Source organism: Mangrovibacterium lignilyticum, from assembly GCF_010882175.1.
Lineage (GTDB): Bacteria > Bacteroidota > Bacteroidia > Bacteroidales > Prolixibacteraceae > Mangrovibacterium > Mangrovibacterium lignilyticum.
In genome coordinates this window covers 1,075,727-1,094,159 of record NZ_WKLH01000001.1, presented here as the reverse complement: position 1 = coordinate 1,094,159, position 18,433 = coordinate 1,075,727, and the positions used below count along the sequence as shown (strand labels likewise).

The window sequence follows — 18,433 nt, the reverse complement described above, 5'->3', positions numbered from 1 at the left end:
GTTTTTTACGGTTTTTTGTTGTCTATTGGTTTCAACGGTTGATTCGATTTCCGGTTTTTAACCCAAAAATTACTATCCATTTAGTTTTTCGGTTAACAAAAACCGGATCAATTCGATGTTGCATTCGCAGAGGAGGATGGTTTTTGTGCGGTCAGTTTTTTCGAAGATGGCCGTTGAAGTGGTTTTGGTAGTCAGATGGGCTTTGTCCAAATTCATCTTTAAATATTTCGCTAAAAGTAGATGGCGTTTTTATGCCAACTTCGTAGCTGATTTCTGTGATGTTGAGGGAAGATGTCAACAACAAGTGTCTGGCTCGCTGCATGCGTAGTTTTCGGATATATTTAGCTGCCGACATGTTGGTCAGCGCACTGAACTTACGGTATAATTGCGATTTGCTCATGGCCATTTCCGCGCAAAGCACATGAACGTTAAAGTTTTCCTCGACAAGTTGTCGGTTTATAATATCTGTTACTTGTGTCATAAACTGATCTTCGCGAATAAAGGCCGTTGTTGGAGACAGTTGACTCAAATTTCCGTTCGCATATCTTTCATATAATTTAAGGCGAAGCTCCAGTAGTTTTTTCATCCGAACTTCCAGTTCCTCTTGACTGAATGGTTTGGCGATGTAGGCGTCTGCACCCTGTTCCAAACCTTCTATACGGGAAGGCATATCGGCCTTAGCGGTTAGCAATATGATCGGAATATGACTCGTGCGGTAATCTTCCTTGAGTTTTTTACAGAGGGTGAATCCATCCATCTCCGGCATCATGACATCACTGATGATTAGATCCGGAATGGTCTGGAGTGCTTTCAGCCTCGCTTCGGAACCGGTTGTAGCCGTTTGTATTTCATATCGAGTATCGAAACAATTTGTCAGGTAGTCAATTAAGTCCGCGTTATCTTCAGCAATCAGGAGTTTGTAGCTTTCGTTTTCGGGCGACTCAATCTCATTGGTGAACGACCTGGCTGGAGTTTGTTCCTGATGAGAAGTTATGACGGCCTTTGGCACAAGGAGCTCTTTGTTTGAATGAGACGTAATCGGTATGTTGACTTTAAAGACAGTTTTGCCGGGTTTGCTTACTAAGTTTATAGTTCCCTTTAGCAATTCGACCAACTCTTTAGTCAGCGCAAGGCCAATTCCGCTTCCCTCAGCAGGTCGGGAGTCACTATCATCTATTTGGTAGAAGCGTTCGAATATTTTCTGTTGTCGATCCGTCGGGATGCCAATTCCACTGTCGTGAACAGCAATTGTCAGTTGTTTTTCGGTGCAGCGAACTCTCATCAGAACATAACCGTCCGCAGGGGTGAATTTGATGGCGTTGCTCAGCAGGTTTGTAACAATCGTTTTGATTTTCAGAGCATCGAAGTCCATTGAGCAACAAGCAGGTTCTGCTTTAAAAATGAATCGAATATTTTTTTGTCGTGCGGCGTATTCCTGAAGTTGGAACGTTTCCTTTAGAAATGGGATGATGTTTCCATGGCATTGGTTTATGCGCAGGTTCCCGGTTTCCAGTTTGTTTAAATCCAATAGATTGTCGATGAGTTGAAGTAAGTTCCGGCCGTTGCGGATGAGCGTGTCTGCTTTCGTTTTTGTATCGGTGTCTGCTCGCTTTTTTAAGGAATCGGCAATGGCTAAAATCACGCTGAGTGGTGTTCTGAACTCATGAGTGATGTTGGTGTAGAGTCGACTTTTAGCTCTATTGATTTCTTTTTGGCGAAGAGTCTCGTTGTGCTCAAGCTTAGTAAACATCCGCTGTATGTACCTGGCAAAAAAGAAAATATAGCTAATGATAACTGTAAAGTTCAAAGCGAAAAAGAATTTGTTTTGGCTGACGGACAGCAGATTTTTTCCACTAAAGTGGGAGTCAAAAACTGCTAGAAAGATGATGCAGCAGAGAAATAGAATGTATACAAGGACCATCCGCGCGCGTTGTTTGAATACCAATGTTTTAAAAACCGGAGCAGCTCCCAGTATGATTATTCCACCGCTGGTTAGTAGCCCTCCCATTTTTACGGTGAAGAAAACGACAGTACTGATGGTTACAAGTTTTTGGAGTAGCATGCAATACTCCACTTTTTTAAATAGAAAATAACCGCTAAGCGACAGTGGGCCAAGAACGATCAAAAGGCTTGCGGCGTATTCGACCATGATTGGAGCCCGAACGATTAAGGAAATGATAAGTAGTGATCCGCAGAGAGCAATGCCAACTACAGATTCGGCAATGAAATATCTGAACAGCTCGGTTGTTTCCTGGCTTTTGGGTGTTTTTCGAGAGGCTTGCGTCAAGAATCTTTCGCCCCTATTAATCAGACGTTCGAATTTCATGGCCGTGATTTCTGGTTGCTATTTACATTCCTGATCGATTATACGTCGATTGACTCTTTTTGATTGGATTAACCCAGGTTTGAAAAAGGAGGGCAGAAGCCGAGGGGCATTCTACACCTCCTTTAGGAAATTATTCGTCTTCATAGTCCGGGAAATCGTTGGATAATTTAATCCAGGCTTTGGCCAATCTTTCGTACAAATGGTTGATGTGAGTTCCTTCGAAAGCTTCGAATTGGTGTTTGATGTGCATTTCTGTTAATTGTGCATCGAGCATTTGGTTAAACGGAAACATAAATAGCTCATCGTTTGAACCGCAATCAAAATAGACGGTTTTTAATTGTCTCAATTCTTTCTGGAACTGTTTTGTTTCAGCCAGTAGGTTTTGTTGATCGATCCGTGCCATCAATTCCGGAATGATTTCCGGTTGACCGTCGATATAAGTATAAGGAAGATCACAATAATACGGTGGATTCTGCGGATTCGGCAACCAAAATTGGCAGAGTAAATAAACCGTGTTTGTCATAAATTTGGCAGGTTCGAAAGGAGAGTAAGGAAGAGGCCCCGCGGGAGCTCCTTGCTGTTGCCAAACCATTTCTTCGTAAGCAGAATAAAGGGCAATTTGGTTGAAATGTGCTTCGGAGAAATGTGCTGGCGATAGTGCACCGACATACCGGAACAATTTCGGGTGACGCATGCCAATATTCAGCGCACCGTAACCGCCGGCACAGTGCCCGGAAATAGCTCTCCAATTAAAATGAGGAATAGTCCTGAGGTTATGGTCGATAAAGGCAGTGAGCTCGTTAACAATGTAGTCTTCATAGTTGCCTAAAACCTCGGAATTGAGGTATAAGGAAGGGCCAAATATCGTTTGGGCATTTGGCATCACAATGATGGTTTCTTTCATCCCGCCTTCATCGATGAGTTGGTTCAACCATTGGGTGAAACCTTCGGCAGGAAAGTCGACTGGAGCCAACCCTGATATTTGCTGGAAGATTTCGAAGGAGGCAGGCTCCATCAGCATTTTTTCCCAAGCTGGCATTCCATGCAAAAAGTAAATGACCGGGAATCGTTTTTCAGGACAGAGGAAATAGGATTTAGGAAGATAAATATTCACATTGCGCAGCGCAGGATCGCCGACTAAATTCCCTTCCAATGAGGGGCTGTAGAACTGTGTCGTTATTACTGTACCCTCTGTTAATCCATCAGGGATAGTAATCGCGCTTTTGGTTTGTGCTTCTGCCGAAAGTTCTTCGTCCGGGAGCAGATCTTGCTGGCAAGAGATGGTGAAAAAGACCATCATCAGAATGTAGACGAATGATTTTGTTTTCATAGCATGTTGATTTTAGGTTTGAAACTTTAACCTAAATTACCATGCCTTTGCAGAAACGATTTTCCGGGATTTCCCCGTTTTTTACTGAAAATTCCCAAAACGCCGAATGCGTTGGATTTGGCTGGAAAATAGAGAAATTACAAGTGGAAACTAGACGGTCAGTTCTATTCGATTGCCTTCGGGATCCAAAATTACCGACTCATAAAAACCGTCTCCTGTTGTGCGGGGTTCACTTAATACCCGAAAGCCATCTTCTTTAAGTTGTTGGGTGATTTCGTCCACTTTTATTTTCGACCCAACACTAATTGCCAGATGAATAAAGCCGATTGCTTGTTTGCGAATATCGTTTTTATTGGCTGGGATTCCGGGCATTTGCATGAGTTCAAGGTAGCAGTCACCACTAAAACCAATCATATACGACTTGAAATCTCGAGTGTGATTGTAATAGGCCTCTTTTGAACTGGCATCAAAATAATGGAGGTAAAAATTTCTCATTCCCTCCAGATCACGGGTCCAAATAGCAATGTGTGCAATTTTCATATTCGGTATGATTTAGACAAGTCACTCAATTGAGATTCCATTCTTTGAAAAACTGATCCAGGTATAGTTTCATAAAACGATGTCGTTCTTCCGCCATCTTCTTTCCATAGTCTGTATTCATGCGATCTTTCAACAATAACAGTTTTTCGTAAAAGTGGTTTATGGTTGGAGCATTTGCTTTTTTATACGACTCAAAATCAATGTGCAATTCCGGTTTGATTTCCGGATTGTAGATGAGTCGGTTTTTGTTCCCGCCGTAAGCAAAAGTACGGGCAATACCGATGGCTCCCATTGCATCAAGCCGATCGGCATCCTGCACCACTTTAGCCTCAATGGTGTTTGGTGTTGTATCTACTCCGGCTCCTTTGTATGACACTTCAGTGATGATTTTCTCAATTTTGTCAATGTATTCCATATCCACCCCCAGCTTTATCATCCATTTTCGGGAACGGGTTTCCTGTTTTGGTTGCTTGAGTTTCCAATCATCTAAATCATGGAGAAGGGCAGCCATTTCAACTAAAAACAAATCTGCCTTTTCATGCTGCGCAATTTTCCTGGCCAATTGCCATACTCTTTGTATGTGCCACCAATCATGTCCACCAGCATCTTGCTCAAATTGCAGCCTGACATACATGGCCGTTTCTTGTATATAAACCGACTTATCCATATCCCCTAAATTACACAAATCTGGTCAGAAGATTTCGACTTTGAGAGATAATTTCAACGGAGTGTTCATCGTGCAATTTCAATACTGCAGAACGCGTATTACAGGTGTTCGCTAGTATGTTTTTGAGTTGACATGAAATATTTGTGTTTGTAATGTTCTTATATTTAGGTTTGTATGTTTGTTGTGGATCTTCGGCAGGATTTTTGAACGCCTTTGGACTGTTTGTTTCAAGGGCGAAGATTTAGACTTTGACCTTGTCACTAAAACATGTTAAAATAAAATCTAATTTGGGAGAAATAGTTACTTTTGCAGCTCAGCTTGCGTGTTCTTCCATGAATTAGAGGAAGTTGGCAGTTATATTATGAAGGAAAATATGAAATTGACTTTGCCTGAAATGCTCCAGGCGAGTTTTAGAAAATATAGTTCGAATAAGGCCTTGATGTTTGCCGGAGAAGAAGCCAAGACCTACGGTGATTTGCGTGCAGATGTTGAACATCTGGGCAATCAGTTGAGAGCGATGGGCGTTCAGAAAGGAATGAAGGTTGCGATTCTCAGTGCGAATATGCCGAATTGGGGAGTTGCCTTTTTTGCCATCGGGTCTGTTGGTGGAGTTGTTGTGCCAATTCTCCCTGACTTTTCTATTACCGAAATCACCAATATTTTGCAGCATGCCGAAGTAGAAATGGTTTTCGTTTCAGAAGCTTTGGCATTCAAAGTTGACCGTAAGGAATTAGCTCAACTGCGGGTTATTTGTATGGAGGATTTTGACGAAATTGCTCCGGATGGTAAGCTTTTTGATAATGAACCTTTAACAGATGGAGCATTTGAATATACTGAGGTTGATGAAGAAGATCTGTTGTCGATCATTTATACATCAGGAACAACCGGGAAGTCAAAAGGCGTAATGCTTTCTCACAAAAATATAGTTTGGACTGCGCAGCAAAGTTTAACATTTCAGTATGTTGATTCAAGTGACCGCTTTTTGTCGGTTTTGCCGTTATCACATACATTCGAAAATACCTTAGGTTTGGTGTTTCCGATCATGTACGGTTGTTCCATCCATTATTTGAGGAAAGCTCCAACTGCTTCGGTTTTGTTGCCTGCACTGCAAGAGGTGCAACCAACCGTGATGTTGGTGGTGCCGTTGATTATTGAAAAGGTTTATAAAGGCAAAATTTTGCCACAGATCAATAGTAAGGCGATCACCCGTACTTTATTTAAAATTCGCCCTTTCCAAAAAATACTGAGTCGTATTGCCGGAAAGAAATTGTACCAGACTTTTGGAGGAAAGCTTAAATTCTTTGGAATTGGCGGAGCTAAGCTGGATGATCAGGTCGAACGTTTTTTGATAGATGCTAAATTTCCGTTGGCAATTGGTTACGGTCTAACTGAGACTTCACCGTTGTTGGCCGGAGCTGTCGGCAAAAATGTTCGCTATCTTTCTACCGGTGTTCCATTGCAAGGTGTGAAGTTGCGGATTGCTAATGCGGATCCGAAAACCGGCGAGGGTGAAGTGCAGGCTCGAGGCAACAATGTGATGAAAGGGTATTTTAAAGAACCCGGACTAACAGCCGATGTGTTCTCTGAAGATGGTTGGTTCAAAACCGGCGATTTGGGGAAATTTGATAAAGGTTCGTTGTTTATCAAAGGCCGGATTAAAAATATGATTTTAGGAGCCAGTGGCGAGAATATTTATCCTGAGGAGATTGAATCGGTGATCAATCGGATGGAATACGTATTAGAGTCTTTGGTTGTTCAGCAAAAAGGACGTTTGGTCGCGATGGTTCACCTGAATATGGAGGAGATTGAAGCCCGCTTTCAACAAGCCAAAGAAGAAGCTGTGCTGAAATTTAACGCAAAGGTTGATGACATCCTGGTGGAAATTCAGAAAAAGGTAAACGATGAAGTCAATAAATTCTCCAGAATCCAGACAGTCGTCCTTCAACCCGTTCCTTTTGAGAAGACTCCAACGATGAAGATAAAGCGTTTTTTGTATTTGTAAGAAGATCGTAAATACCACAATATACAGCGATCCCTTTCAATTTTTTGGAAGGGATTTTTTACGTCTATCCGGATCTAACTTTTGTTACAGTTCCCGCAAATCGTGTTTCATTTCGTTGGCAAGGCGGGTATTGTTTGGGAAAAAGTAGAGTTGGAGGGTGATGATCGCAATGGCTTCAAAGAAAAAAATTATGGAGCCGGTCAAAGCAAAGCAAACCAAAAATAAATAGCCGCTTGCCTCAATGGTGGCAGCCCGCACGATCATGGCCGATTGGAATTGGGCCAGCTTTTCTTTCAGCGTCACCGTTTCAATTCCAACTAATCGTTTTCGGGCAATAAAAATTCCGCCGGGAATAGCGATTATTGGCAATGTATTCGCAAAGATCAGGAGCATATTTGTTGTCGACTCGTCAAAATCACCGATAGCGCCGCTCGTATGAGTAATAAAAAAGCTCATACACGAGAAGAACACGAGACCAACGATCAATATGGAATAAATAATACGGATAGATTTTAACGTGGGATGGTTTAGTAAAGGCGTCATTTTGCTGGTTTTTGCATTCAGTTGTTGAATATAGCAACTTATTTTCAGAATAAATCTGCTTTATAAAAGGTTGAGTATAGCCCTGTTATATCGGGCATTTTAGGAGATTGTTCAGAGCCTTTTGATCGGTGATTCCTGTTATTTTAAACCTTTGTGATAATTCTGTGATAAACTCATCCTACCTTTCCTACGTTTCAGCAATAAAAATGCAAATGGAAAAGGCGCTAATTATTGAAGACGATAAAGATATCTCCGAATTAATTGCAATTCATCTGGCAGATATGGATATGGAAGTCGACAAGGCATTCGATGGAAAGGATGGCTTAATGAAAGCCCTGAACAACAAATACCGCTTCATTTTACTCGACATCCGCTTGCCGCTGCTCGATGGTTTTGAGGTGTGTAAACGCATTCGGATGGAGAAGAACAACACGCCGGTGCTGATGATCACCTCCAAGTCGGAAGAGATTGACAAAGTTTTGGGGCTGGAAATCGGTGCAGACGACTACATCTCTAAACCTTTCGGAATCCGGGAGCTGTTGGCGCGGATCAAAGCCGTTTTGAGGCGGGCTGAGCATGTTCCGGAACTAGGCGATGCTGAAAATGTCGAGCTGCGTTACGATGATCTATACGTCAACGTCGGTATGCGGGTCGTTGAGCTGAAAGGTGAGCGGATTGAGCTTTCGCCGAAAGAGTTCGATCTGTTGGTATACCTGGCCTCGCATCCCGGGAAAACCTATTCGCGTATGCAATTGCTGAATCAGATTTGGGGCTATGAGTTCGAAGGTTTTGAGCACACTGTGAACTCGCATATTAACCGGTTGCGTTCGAAGATTGAGCAAAACATGAGTCAGCCGGAGTACATTTTAACGACTTGGGGAGTTGGATATAAATTCAGGGAAGCCTGAGAGAAAGGGGAAGTACAATGACCAGATTGAGACCAAAATTAGTGAACCGTTTGTACCTTCAGGTGTCGGCTATTTTCCTGTTGGTGTTGTTTTTATTCACAGCCATTGCCATGTATGTTTCTGTCGAAGCTTCGCGCGATTACTCGGTGGAGGTGAATCAGCGCCTGAATCGCGACTTGGCGCAAAACACGGCTGATATGATCAAACCCTATATCAAAGACGGGAAGATTAGCGATGAAGCGATTGCCGATATTATGCACTCCATGATGGTTATTAATCCAATTGTGGAGGTGTACATTCTGGATACCCATGGCAAGATCTTAAAATATGTAGCGCCCGATAAAGTTGTGAAGTTGGAGGAGGTGAATCTTTCGCCCATTCGGGAGTTCCTGCAAGACCCGGAGCATAGCATTATTTACGGTGATGATCCCCGCAATCCGGGAGAATACAAAACGTTCTCCGCGACCGAAGTTGTCGAAAATGGCCAGCTGACCGGGTACATTTACATTGTGTTGGCCAGCCAGGAATATGTCTCAAATGCGCAGGCAGTATTGGGAAGCTACATCCTCGGGCTGTCTATTCGGTCGGTTATTATGATCCTGATTATTTCGGCCTTGGTTGGTTTGCTGGCAATTTGGCTGATTACAAACAAGCTCAACCCGATTATTCACGGAATTGATGAGTTCCGAAAAGGCAATCTTGCTGCGCGAATTCCGGTTCGAACGGAGACAGAGATCGATCGAATAGGGATGGTATTTAACGAGATGGCCGATACCATTCAGCAAAATATTGAGGAACTGAAGGGCGTGGATAACCTTCGCCGTGAGCTGATCAGTAATGTGTCGCACGATTTGCGGACACCGGTGGCTTCCATACAGGGATACGCCGAAACGCTGCTGTTGAAACAGGGCAAGATAAAAGAGGAGGAGCAACGGAAATACCTCGAGGTAATTTTCAAGAGCTGTGGCCGCCTGAAAAAACTGGTCGAAGATTTATTTGAACTGTCGAAGCTGCAAACCCAGCAGGTGAAACCCAATGCCGAACCTTTTTCAATCGCCGAGCTGGTGTACGATATTGCCAATAAATACCGGATTATTTCGCAAAAGAAAGGCATTAGCGTGAACACAACCATTGCGAAAAATGTCCCTTTAGTGGAAGCTGATATTTCGATGATTGACCGGGTGCTTCAAAACCTGATAGACAATGCCATGAAATTCTGTCAGGAAGGAGATACGATCAATATTGAAATTGACAGCAAGTTTCCGGGGAAAGTAGAGGTGCGCGTTGCCGATTCCGGACAGGGAATCAGTCAGGAAGATTTGCCGAATGTTTTTCAACGCTACTACAAAGGGAGGGAAGACCAGCAGAGCACCGGTTTGGGGTTGGCCATTGTGCAGAAAATTATTGAGCTGCACCATTCGAACATCCAGGTGTTTAGTCAATACGGAAAGGGAACAACCTTCGTGTTTGATTTGCCGGTTGTGGCTTAAACGTCATGAAAATAAGATCTCTCTGTGAACTTGTTGTGATAAACTTCTGTGATTTTTACAAGTGGAAAGTCATTATGGATCGCCCCGTTGGAGATGGATGGTTTTCAACTTAAATCAAATTCAGAAAGGAGAACAGAACATGAAACGCTTAATGAATGTCTTGCTAATTACCATGATCGCGCTGACGAGCTGCGCGCAGGGAGGGAAAAATATGAAAACAGATAAAGAATCACGCTACTACCGGCCGCTGACAAAAGCGGAAGAACGGGTAATCGTTCACAAAGGAACCGAAGCTCCGTTTACCGGTGAATACGATGACTTTTACGAAGACGGCGTATACGTCTGCAAACGATGTGGTGCCGAGTTATACCGATCGTCCGATAAGTTTGATGCCGGTTGCGGATGGCCTGCCTTTGATGATGAAATTCCCGGTGCCGTGACCCGCACAACCGATCCGGATGGTATGCGCACCGAGATCACCTGCAGCAATTGCGGTGCGCACTTGGGGCATGTCTTCTTAAACGAAGGTTTTACCGACAAGAATACCCGGCATTGTGTCAATTCAATCTCCATGGAGTTTATTCCGGCCAGTGCGCCGAAAAAAGCCAAACAGGATACGGCCATCTTCGCCGGTGGCTGTTTTTGGGGTGTTGAATATTACATGGAGCAGGCGCCGGGCGTGCTGAATGTGGAGAGTGGTTACATCGACGGGCATACCGATGACCCTTCATACGAAGATGTGTGCAGCCACACGACCGGTTATGCCGAAGCTGTTCGCGTGGCCTTCGATCCGTCGAAAACAGACTATGAAACCTTGGCCCGCCTGTTTTTCGAAATTCACGATCCGACACAGGTCGACCGGCAGGGACCCGATATTGGAGACCAGTATCGTTCGGCCGTCTTCTATAAAAATGAAGACCAAAAGAAAACAGCCGAAAAGTTGATTTCACTGCTGGAACAAAAAGGCTACAATGTGGCTACCGAAGTTAAACCCGCGTCGAAATTCTGGACCGCCGAAGAGTACCATCAAAACCACTATGTGCGGAAAGGTGGCACACCATACTGCCACAAATACACCAAGCGGTTTTAAAAAATAGCATCACAACGATCCGTTTAGCCGTCACTGCGTTTGCAATGGCGGCTTTGTTTTTTCTTGTCCTGGCATTGTGACAAAAGGTTTAAAGTGACGTGACAGCCCTGTGATACTTTATCAGGAATTTAGCTGTACAAATTTTAAAATCTAATGCTATGAAACTTTTTCGCTTAACGTTGATTTTGGCACTGGTAGCAGGGTTGTTTACGCAGTGTAACGATGACATGAATGAAAACAATGTTCTTAAAAAAGCTGATCTTCCGTCGGGAACCTATACCGTAATGGTTGAAAATGTTTCGGTGCCTTATGACTTCTTCGAGGCCGGAGCAAAGTTTATTCCCGATGGTGCAGAGGCTGCGGGACCAGCCTTCCCCGGTCATTCCTTTACCTTCTGGTTCCACGCCGGGCCGAACCACAAATTGTCGTTTGCAACCATGTATGGCTTGTCGAATGATGGATTTTACGCACCGGGACAGGGCGGTATCAGTGTTTACGACGGCGACTTTCCGGCTACCGTCAGTGAGCGCGATATTACTTCGGAAATTATGCTGTGGGATGCCGGAACGCAAGTCAACCAAATGCCTGGACCTGATAATCCGCACAGTGGTGCCGACGAAAACGGTGTGGTACAGTTGATGGCAGCTGTCGGCGATGGCTATGATTACGGATCAGTTGCGACCAATTTAAAAGCAACCTTATATGCGCATGGCAACAGCCTGTTTTCAGTGACCATTGAAGTGCTCGACGCAAGTACAACAGCTATTTCTCCCGTGGCATGGGTGGTTCATTCTGACGGACAAATGCCGATCTTTACAGAAGGTGCCGCTGATTACGATCAAGGATTGGAACCGCTTGCCGAAACCGGTAACGCCGGCCCACTGAGCGAGTACCTGTCGATGAACAGCGGTTATGTTTCTCCGGTTGCACCGGTTCTTTGGGTGCTGCACGATAAAGAAGATAGGCCTGTTTTTACTGAAGGAACGCCCGATTACGGTGAAGGTTTGGAGACGCTTGCCGAAACCGGAAACCCGGGACCTTTGTACAATTCGCTGATGGCAGCCGGATATGAAACCGGATTTCAGGCAATGCGCACCGATGGTACAGGTGGCCCGCTCTTCCCCGGTCAGAAATACATGTTCACCATTGAAGGGCATGTGGGACAAAGCCTGAGCATTGCTTCGATGTTGGGCGCTTCAAACGATATTTTCTTTTCCACCGGAGACAAGGGAATCAAGCTGTCGTATGGTGAGGCCGAAAAAGACATTACCCATTTAATTGAATTGTACGATGCCGGTACCGAAGTGAATGAATATCCCGGTGCCCAGACATCGGCCGATACCGAAGAGGGGGGAACAGTTCATGTACTAAACGATGGTTTGCCATGGCCGGAAGCCAGCCAGGTGATTAAAGTGACCATCACCAAAAATTAGACTTAAGGACGATGGATTGAGGAATGGCCTGATGAATCCCTGTGCTTTTACGAAGACGCAGGGATTTTTTTGTGTCCTCCGGATCCGGATTCAAATAGCGATGTTGCGGAACTTCAATTGGCCGTTTGACGTAATAAGTTGTTGAGAACTTCCAATTTTATTTAACATTCCGGAAAGAAATAAAATTAAAACATGTTCTAATTTAGCGGGGATTTTAAGTGTTTTCGGAAGGAAATGAAAATAATCAATCAAACAGAAAAGAGGAATTCAAATGAAACGATTTAATTATGTGATGGTTCTGCTGTTAAGCGGAGCATTGATGTTTGCCGGTTGTTCGAGCAGCAAATGGGCAGCGCAAAATAACAAAACAAAAGGCGGAATTTTAGGTGGTACCGGTGGTGCCGCGGTTGGTGCCGGACTGGGGGCCATATTTGCCAAAAATTCGGGCAAAGGAGCGATCATTGGTGCCGCTATTGGTGGCGCTGTCGGAACGGGTGCCGGAATCCTGGTGGGTAAGAAAATGGATCAGCAACAAGCCGAGCTCGAAAAAATTGAAGGTGCTCAGGTGGAGACGGTGACCGACTCGAACAACCTGCAAGCGATCAAAGTAACCTTCGACAGCGGAATCCTGTTTGCAACCGGGAAAAGTGCATTAAGTACCGCATCGAAAGACGCGCTGGTGAAGTTTGCCACTTCGTTGAAGACAACGCAGGAAACCGATGTGAAAATTTATGGTCACACGGATAACACCGGTTCACGCGAAATCAACGAGAAGATATCGAACGAACGGGCTGAGTCGGTTGCGAAATACCTGATTGAAAATGGGGTGGCCGGAAGCCGCTTGGTAACCGAAGGAAAAGCTTACGACGAACCGGTTGCCAGCAACGAAACCGCTGAAGGTCGTGCGCAAAACCGTCGTGTGGAGATCTTCATTACCGCCAACGAAACCATGATTCAGCAAGCTGAAGCCGGTACGTTGAAATAGGAAAAAAAGAAAGTTTTATGATTATACAGGGGCTGTTTCAACACGGGTTGAGGCAGCCTTTTTTTTTTACTGATCACTGGGACTGATCACTGCTCACTGCTCATTGCTCACGGTCCTCTCCTTGCGCTTGCCCTGTCGGCGTTTCACATTCCGGTTGCTGTCGTCGACGATAACCGCCACTGTCTGCACAAACTGCCCGTACAGCGGCTCGTCCACCAGGAACATGGCGTTCAGGTAAACCAGCACCATTCCGTTCAGGTACTTTCTCAACTGCCGTCTCAAGCGGGTGGCCGAAAGAAGCGACTGCTCCTTCGCTTTCGCCGTTGAATACTGGTTTTGCAGCTGAACGAAGGCCTCCTGTTTTTCGCGAACAATCTCAATCAACTCGGCACAGCCCGCTAATTGAGCAATCGCCGGTTGTAAATCCGGCTTCGACAGATCGAGCAGTAACGAGTCAATCAGTGCACTTTCGGCCGTGTAGTTGTCGCGGGTAATACTAAGTCCATAATTATTCAGGGTCTTGTAAATTGTTCCGGCAGCCGCGTTAATGGCGGCATCCGGCTGGTATTGCAGGCCGAAAACAAAATACATCAGTGCCGCCAGTGCCTGATCCCGCTCGTGATCGTACTGTTTTAACGACGACATGGTTTTAAGGCGCTTGATTGCCTGGTTCAACTGCTGCCGCATCTCGTGTACCTTTCCCATCATGGCCGGCAGGTAGGGCATCTGCGTTAAGTCCGATTGCGCATATAGCATGACAAGCTCTTTTGCTATCACGTCAACTTCGGCGTTCGAACTATTGAAATGAATTTTTTTTAGTGAGGCCATCTGGTTTGATTTTTAGTTGGACGATTGGGTTTGCCGGACATCGATCGGTTGATTAGAGCAGTTTAAAGGCTCTTCAGCTTTCGAATATGTATTCATATCCTCTTTATTCGTGTTTCAATGAAATAAGGTTTCATGTTTTTGTGAATCGGTTTGAACTAAATAGATAATGAATCATATTTTATAAAAACCGAGTAATTGAATCAGATATGATGACTTATTTAGATGAGATAAGTGGATTGAATAAGATATGATTCATTATTTAGTTGGTTTATTGTTTGGCATATCGATATGATATCATATCGTATAAAGTAAGGATTTTCCGACCCGGGAACAGGTGTTTTGAATGGCCACTGACAGTTCATCCCCCAAATCCGCCAGTTCGGTGACTTCCATTGGAGAAAGGCGGCTTTTTGATTCAACATTGAATCAATACTCAAAAACGAAGCAGCATGAAAACGCAAAAAATCCGCTTAACCAAAAAGGCAAAGCGGATTCTGACGATTATCGGAGTTCTTTTATTTGCTTAACTCAACGAAATGTTGGTAGAATTTCGGGATCGTTGCAATGCCTTTGAAAAACTGCTCCAGCGGATAGTTTTCGTTGGGCGAGTGAATCGCATCCGACTCGAGGCCGAAGCCCATCAACACTGTTTTAATGCCCAACACCTGTTCGAAGGTTGAAATGATCGGGATGCTGCCGCCACTGCGGATCGGAACGGGGCGTTTGCCAAAAGTATCGGTGTACGCTTTTTCGGCTGCCTGGTAGGCCGGAATGTCAATCGGGCAAACGTAAGCCTGGCCACCGTGCAGGGATGTAACTTCAACCTTAACCGTTTTCGGCGCAATGGCTTCGAAATGTTCTTTAAACAAAACGGCAATCTTTTCGTGATTTTGATTGGGGACCAAACGGCTGCTGATTTTGGCAAACGCTTTCGACGGGATCACCGTCTTGGCACCTTCGCCGGTATAGCCACCCCAAATTCCGCACACATCAAACGACGGACGGATGCCGGTACGTTCACCGGTTGTGTAGCCGGCTTCTCCCGCTACATCGCCAAGATCCAGTGCCTGCTTGTAGTTCTCCAAATTGAATGGCGCACGGCCCAGCAGCTCGCGTTCCTCGGGCGAAACGTCCATCACATCATCGTAAAATCCGGGGACCGTAATCCGACCTTCATCATCGGTCATTTGAGCGATCATCTTCGCCAAAACATTAATCGGATTCGCCACACCACCGCCATAAAGACCGGAGTGCAGGTCGCGGTTGGGGCCGGTTACTTCAACCTGCCAGTAAGCCAAACCGCGTAAACCGGTCGTAATCGATGGGATATCGGCTGCAAGAAGCGATGTGTCTGACACCAGAATCACATCAGCCTTCAGCATCTCTTTATTTTGTTGGCACCATTTGCCCAGGTTGGGTGAACCAATTTCTTCTTCACCTTCAATCATAAATTTCACGTTGCACGGCAGGCAGTCGTTGGCAACCATGTATTCGAATGCTTTGGCATGCATGAATGATTGGCCTTTATCGTCGTCGGCTCCGCGGGCGTAGATTTTGCCGTCGCGAATTTGCGGATCGAACGGAGCAGTTTTCCATAGCTCCAGCGGTTCAACCGGCATCACATCCATGTGGCCGTAAACCAACACGGTGGGTTTAGCCGGATCGATTATTTTTTCGCCATAGGTAACCGGGTTGCCGGCTGTTTCATAGATATCAGCCCGATCGGCGCCGGCTTTCAGCAGAATTTCCTTCCAGTACTCAGCCGCTCTGTACATGTCGGGCTTGTGCAAGGAAATAGAACTGATAGAAGGAATTCGGATCAGACCGAAAAGTTCGTCAAGGATTGGTTGTTTGTTTTCTTCGAGATACTGTTCAATATTATTCATTCAAGGAATTTTTGGAATATAATTCGCATTAAAATTAACCTTTTCGAAGACAACGATCCAGCATATTTGAAAGCTTTTCGGGCTTAAAAACTTGATATTTGTCAGACTTCAGGCTGGTTGTTCAGCGTTGAACGGCTGCGCTCGCTCGACCAGTTTGAGTGTCAGTTCCGCAATATTTGTCAATACCCGGATTTGTTGAATCGGCAGATTGTGGTCGCCCGGGATTTGTTTTTCCCGTAAATCATTGATTAGCTCAAGCAATTCTTCTTTCCGGTCAATCAGGATTTCAGGCATCGGTACCTTCGCCTCCTGCAAGATGGACAGGATTAGTTTTGCTGGCTTAATAAGGATGGTCGTTTCTTTGTCGCTGGTTTCGCGGTGGGCTCCCAGCGCCGAAAGGTAGGACAAAAGCGCGTGATTCAAATACGTGAGTGTGAAGGACTGCTCGCGCAAAAGCTGGTGCTTTCGTGGCTCCAGCTGCATGTCTTGCCAGGCCAGTACCAGCGCGTTGTCGGCCCGGTGTGCCTGACGACGCGCAACACGATAGTCGAAGTCGTCGCCGGTTGAGTTTTGCTGATATTCGTTGATGATGGCATCGAAGTAGGCGGCATTCTTATGAAAGGCCGTATTCAGCAAGTCGGGCAAGCGTTTGTGCTGCCAATCGGGCCAAAGCAGGCGCACGGTGATAATGGCTAAGGTCGATCCGATAATCGTATCGATCAGGCGCGGAAGCATTGCCGCTACACCCTGGTGGGAGGCCAGGTTGAAAACACACAAAACAAAGGTTGTAATGAACACAACGGCTGTCGAATATTTGCGGCGCAGCCAGATAAAAAAGAAGAACGCCGATGCCAGCATAAATAACAGCTGACCGGTAACGGTGGGGAGTATCTGGATGATGAGAACACCAACGATAACACCGGTAATCGTTCCAAGTATCCGTTGGAACAGTCGCCGGCGGGTTTCGCTGTAGCTGGGTTGGCAAACGAACAAACTGGTCAATATAATCCATTCTCCTTTGGTCATATTGAAAATTTCAGAAATGGCGAATCCAATCATGAAACAAATGCTCAGCCGGATCGCATGGCGCATGCGCGGATGATGAAAACTCAGCTGGTCTTTGAGCCGCTGATAGAGTGTGCGGGTGTCTTTGGCCAGTTTGGGCGTAATCGGACGTTGGTTTTCGTCGGTCAATCGTTGCATCGACAGGTTGGTCCGGGTCAGGTTGAGAATCAAAAAGCTCAACGGGTGGTTCTCGTCCTGTTTATACAAGGTCTGTTTATCGTGAAGGGCTTTAACGCTCCAGTTTAATGCGATGGGGTGACGGTAAGGCACACCGGTGAGCAGAGAATACGAGAACTGCTTAATGGCTCCGGCCATTTGATGTAAAATCTGTCCGATTCCTTCCATCATCTCCTGGTTGTGCGGATCCTGGCTGAGCAGATCGTAACGCTCGTGACTCGAAGTTGCCCGCTCATGTAGGCTTTGCAGCAACATGAAGTTTTGCAAATAGGGCTTTAGCGGCTTATCATCCTCCAGCGCATCGGCATAACTTCGCATCACTTCCCGGCAGCTGTCCAACGATCCCACCAGCTTGACATTGAGTAAAGCGAGTTTATTGCGAACTTCACTTTGCACTTTCTCGTCGCTTGGGAACAGGTTTGCTTTCTCATCAAAGTAGTCTGAGAGCGCGCTGAAACCGCGGGCTAGTTGTTCCTCCAAAAGCCGGTAGGGACGGTAATAAAGCAATAACAGGGATAGAATCCCGTAGAATAGCGCTCCGGTAGGCATCAGTACGGCCGGCCAATACCAGTCGGGACTGATTTCGATACCCAGCATGGCATAAATTCCGACCAGGATAGCACCGAATGTTACGCCGCGGTAGCGTTCGCCCAAGCCGCCAATCAATAAAAAGCCAATGGTGGAAATGCCCAATCCCAAACCTAGAAGGATGGGGTAGGGGCGCAAAATGCCAACAGCAAAGCTTGAGATGCCAAAGCTGACAACCTTCAACAATAACGATTTAATACGTCCTTTGGGGTGGTCATCGGTTTCAGAAAGTGCACCGGCTAAAGCACCAAGACCAAGTGTAATTCCGAAGAACGGTTTGCCAATTGCCACAAAGGGGATGCTTACCAAGGCAATTGCCAGGGTGGCTTTTGTGGCCATCATTCTGTCGGGCCGACTCCAGAAAGCACGACGCCAGGGTTCGTACCACGTTTGTTTCTCAAACCAACTACTTATTTGCTTTGTCAGCTTCACTCTTGGGGATTTTAAAGGTCTTTACCGGGGGTAAAATTAGTAAAACCATTTGTTGAATGGCGAGCCGTGTACCTTCGCCGTGCATTCGTTAACTATTATAAAATAAAAAAGCACCTTCCGAAGAAGATGCTTTAACCCTAAAA

14 protein-coding genes are annotated in these 18,433 nt (G+C 45.5%); 6 read left to right on the top strand and 8 right to left on the bottom strand.

Annotated features, from left to right (window positions below; all coding sequences use genetic code 11):
- Positions 1-151: 151 nt before the first annotated feature.
- From GJV22_RS04505 to GJV22_RS04490, 4 genes are all read right to left on the bottom strand, one after another.
- Positions 152-2,326, bottom strand: a complete 2,175-nt coding sequence (locus GJV22_RS04505; RefSeq protein WP_163709287.1) for a hybrid sensor histidine kinase/response regulator transcription factor — start codon at positions 2,324-2,326, stop codon at positions 152-154.
- 130 nt (positions 2,327-2,456) lie between these two features.
- Positions 2,457-3,656: an alpha/beta hydrolase gene (locus GJV22_RS04500; protein ID WP_163709285.1), complete on the bottom strand. Its 1,200-nt coding sequence runs from the start codon at positions 3,654-3,656 to the stop codon at positions 2,457-2,459.
- A 150-nt stretch (positions 3,657-3,806) separates the two neighbouring features.
- Positions 3,807-4,196, bottom strand: a complete 390-nt coding sequence (locus GJV22_RS04495) for a VOC family protein (protein WP_163709282.1) — start codon at positions 4,194-4,196, stop codon at positions 3,807-3,809.
- A 25-nt stretch (positions 4,197-4,221) separates the two neighbouring features.
- Positions 4,222-4,863 carry an HD domain-containing protein gene (locus GJV22_RS04490; RefSeq protein WP_163709279.1) on the bottom strand — a complete coding sequence of 214 codons (642 nt, stop codon included), beginning with the start codon at positions 4,861-4,863 and terminating at the stop codon, positions 4,222-4,224.
- A gap of 373 nt (positions 4,864-5,236) precedes the next feature.
- Here GJV22_RS04490 and GJV22_RS04485 point away from each other — a divergent pair, with 373 nt between their 5' ends.
- The gene (locus GJV22_RS04485) at positions 5,237-6,865 is read left to right on the top strand and encodes an AMP-binding protein (RefSeq protein ID WP_205461748.1); all 1,629 of its coding nucleotides are present in this window, start codon (positions 5,237-5,239) and stop codon (positions 6,863-6,865) included.
- 84 nt (positions 6,866-6,949) lie between these two features.
- Here GJV22_RS04485 and GJV22_RS04480 read toward each other — a convergent pair whose 3' ends face one another.
- The gene (locus tag GJV22_RS04480) at positions 6,950-7,408 is read right to left on the bottom strand and encodes a hypothetical protein (protein WP_163709272.1); all 459 of its coding nucleotides are present in this window, start codon (positions 7,406-7,408) and stop codon (positions 6,950-6,952) included.
- A 212-nt stretch (positions 7,409-7,620) separates the two neighbouring features.
- Between GJV22_RS04480 and GJV22_RS04475 the strand changes: the two genes are divergently transcribed.
- The 5 genes from GJV22_RS04475 to GJV22_RS04455 all read left to right on the top strand — a co-directional run bounded on the left by GJV22_RS04475 (position 7,621) and on the right by GJV22_RS04455 (position 13,314).
- Positions 7,621-8,316 carry a response regulator transcription factor gene (locus GJV22_RS04475; protein WP_163709269.1) on the top strand — a complete coding sequence of 232 codons (696 nt, stop codon included), beginning with the start codon at positions 7,621-7,623 and terminating at the stop codon, positions 8,314-8,316.
- 17 nt (positions 8,317-8,333) lie between these two features.
- The gene (locus tag GJV22_RS04470) at positions 8,334-9,806 is read left to right on the top strand and encodes a sensor histidine kinase (RefSeq protein ID WP_163709266.1); all 1,473 of its coding nucleotides are present in this window, start codon (positions 8,334-8,336) and stop codon (positions 9,804-9,806) included.
- Positions 9,807-9,945: 139 nt separating this feature from the next.
- Positions 9,946-10,896: a bifunctional methionine sulfoxide reductase B/A protein gene (locus GJV22_RS04465; protein ID WP_205461747.1), complete on the top strand. Its 951-nt coding sequence runs from the start codon at positions 9,946-9,948 to the stop codon at positions 10,894-10,896.
- 158 nt (positions 10,897-11,054) lie between these two features.
- Positions 11,055-12,329 (top strand): spondin domain-containing protein, encoded by a 1,275-nt coding sequence (locus tag GJV22_RS04460; RefSeq protein ID WP_163709263.1) that lies wholly within the window; start codon positions 11,055-11,057, stop codon positions 12,327-12,329.
- Positions 12,330-12,600: 271 nt separating this feature from the next.
- Positions 12,601-13,314, top strand: a complete 714-nt coding sequence (locus GJV22_RS04455) for an OmpA family protein (RefSeq protein ID WP_163709260.1) — start codon at positions 12,601-12,603, stop codon at positions 13,312-13,314.
- Positions 13,315-13,407: 93 nt separating this feature from the next.
- Here GJV22_RS04455 and GJV22_RS04450 read toward each other — a convergent pair whose 3' ends face one another.
- From GJV22_RS04450 to yccS, 3 genes are all read right to left on the bottom strand, one after another.
- A complete protein-coding gene (locus GJV22_RS04450) occupies positions 13,408-14,142 on the bottom strand; it encodes a DUF6261 family protein (RefSeq protein WP_163709257.1) in 735 nt (244 codons plus the stop codon).
- Positions 14,143-14,657: 515 nt separating this feature from the next.
- Positions 14,658-16,028, bottom strand: coding sequence for a dipeptidase (locus GJV22_RS04445; RefSeq protein WP_163709253.1), 1,371 nt, complete (start codon positions 16,026-16,028; stop codon positions 14,658-14,660).
- A 108-nt stretch (positions 16,029-16,136) separates the two neighbouring features.
- Positions 16,137-18,290, bottom strand: coding sequence for a YccS family putative transporter (gene yccS / locus GJV22_RS04440; protein ID WP_238480275.1), 2,154 nt, complete (start codon positions 18,288-18,290; stop codon positions 16,137-16,139).
- Between the last annotated feature and the right edge of the window lie 143 nt (positions 18,291-18,433).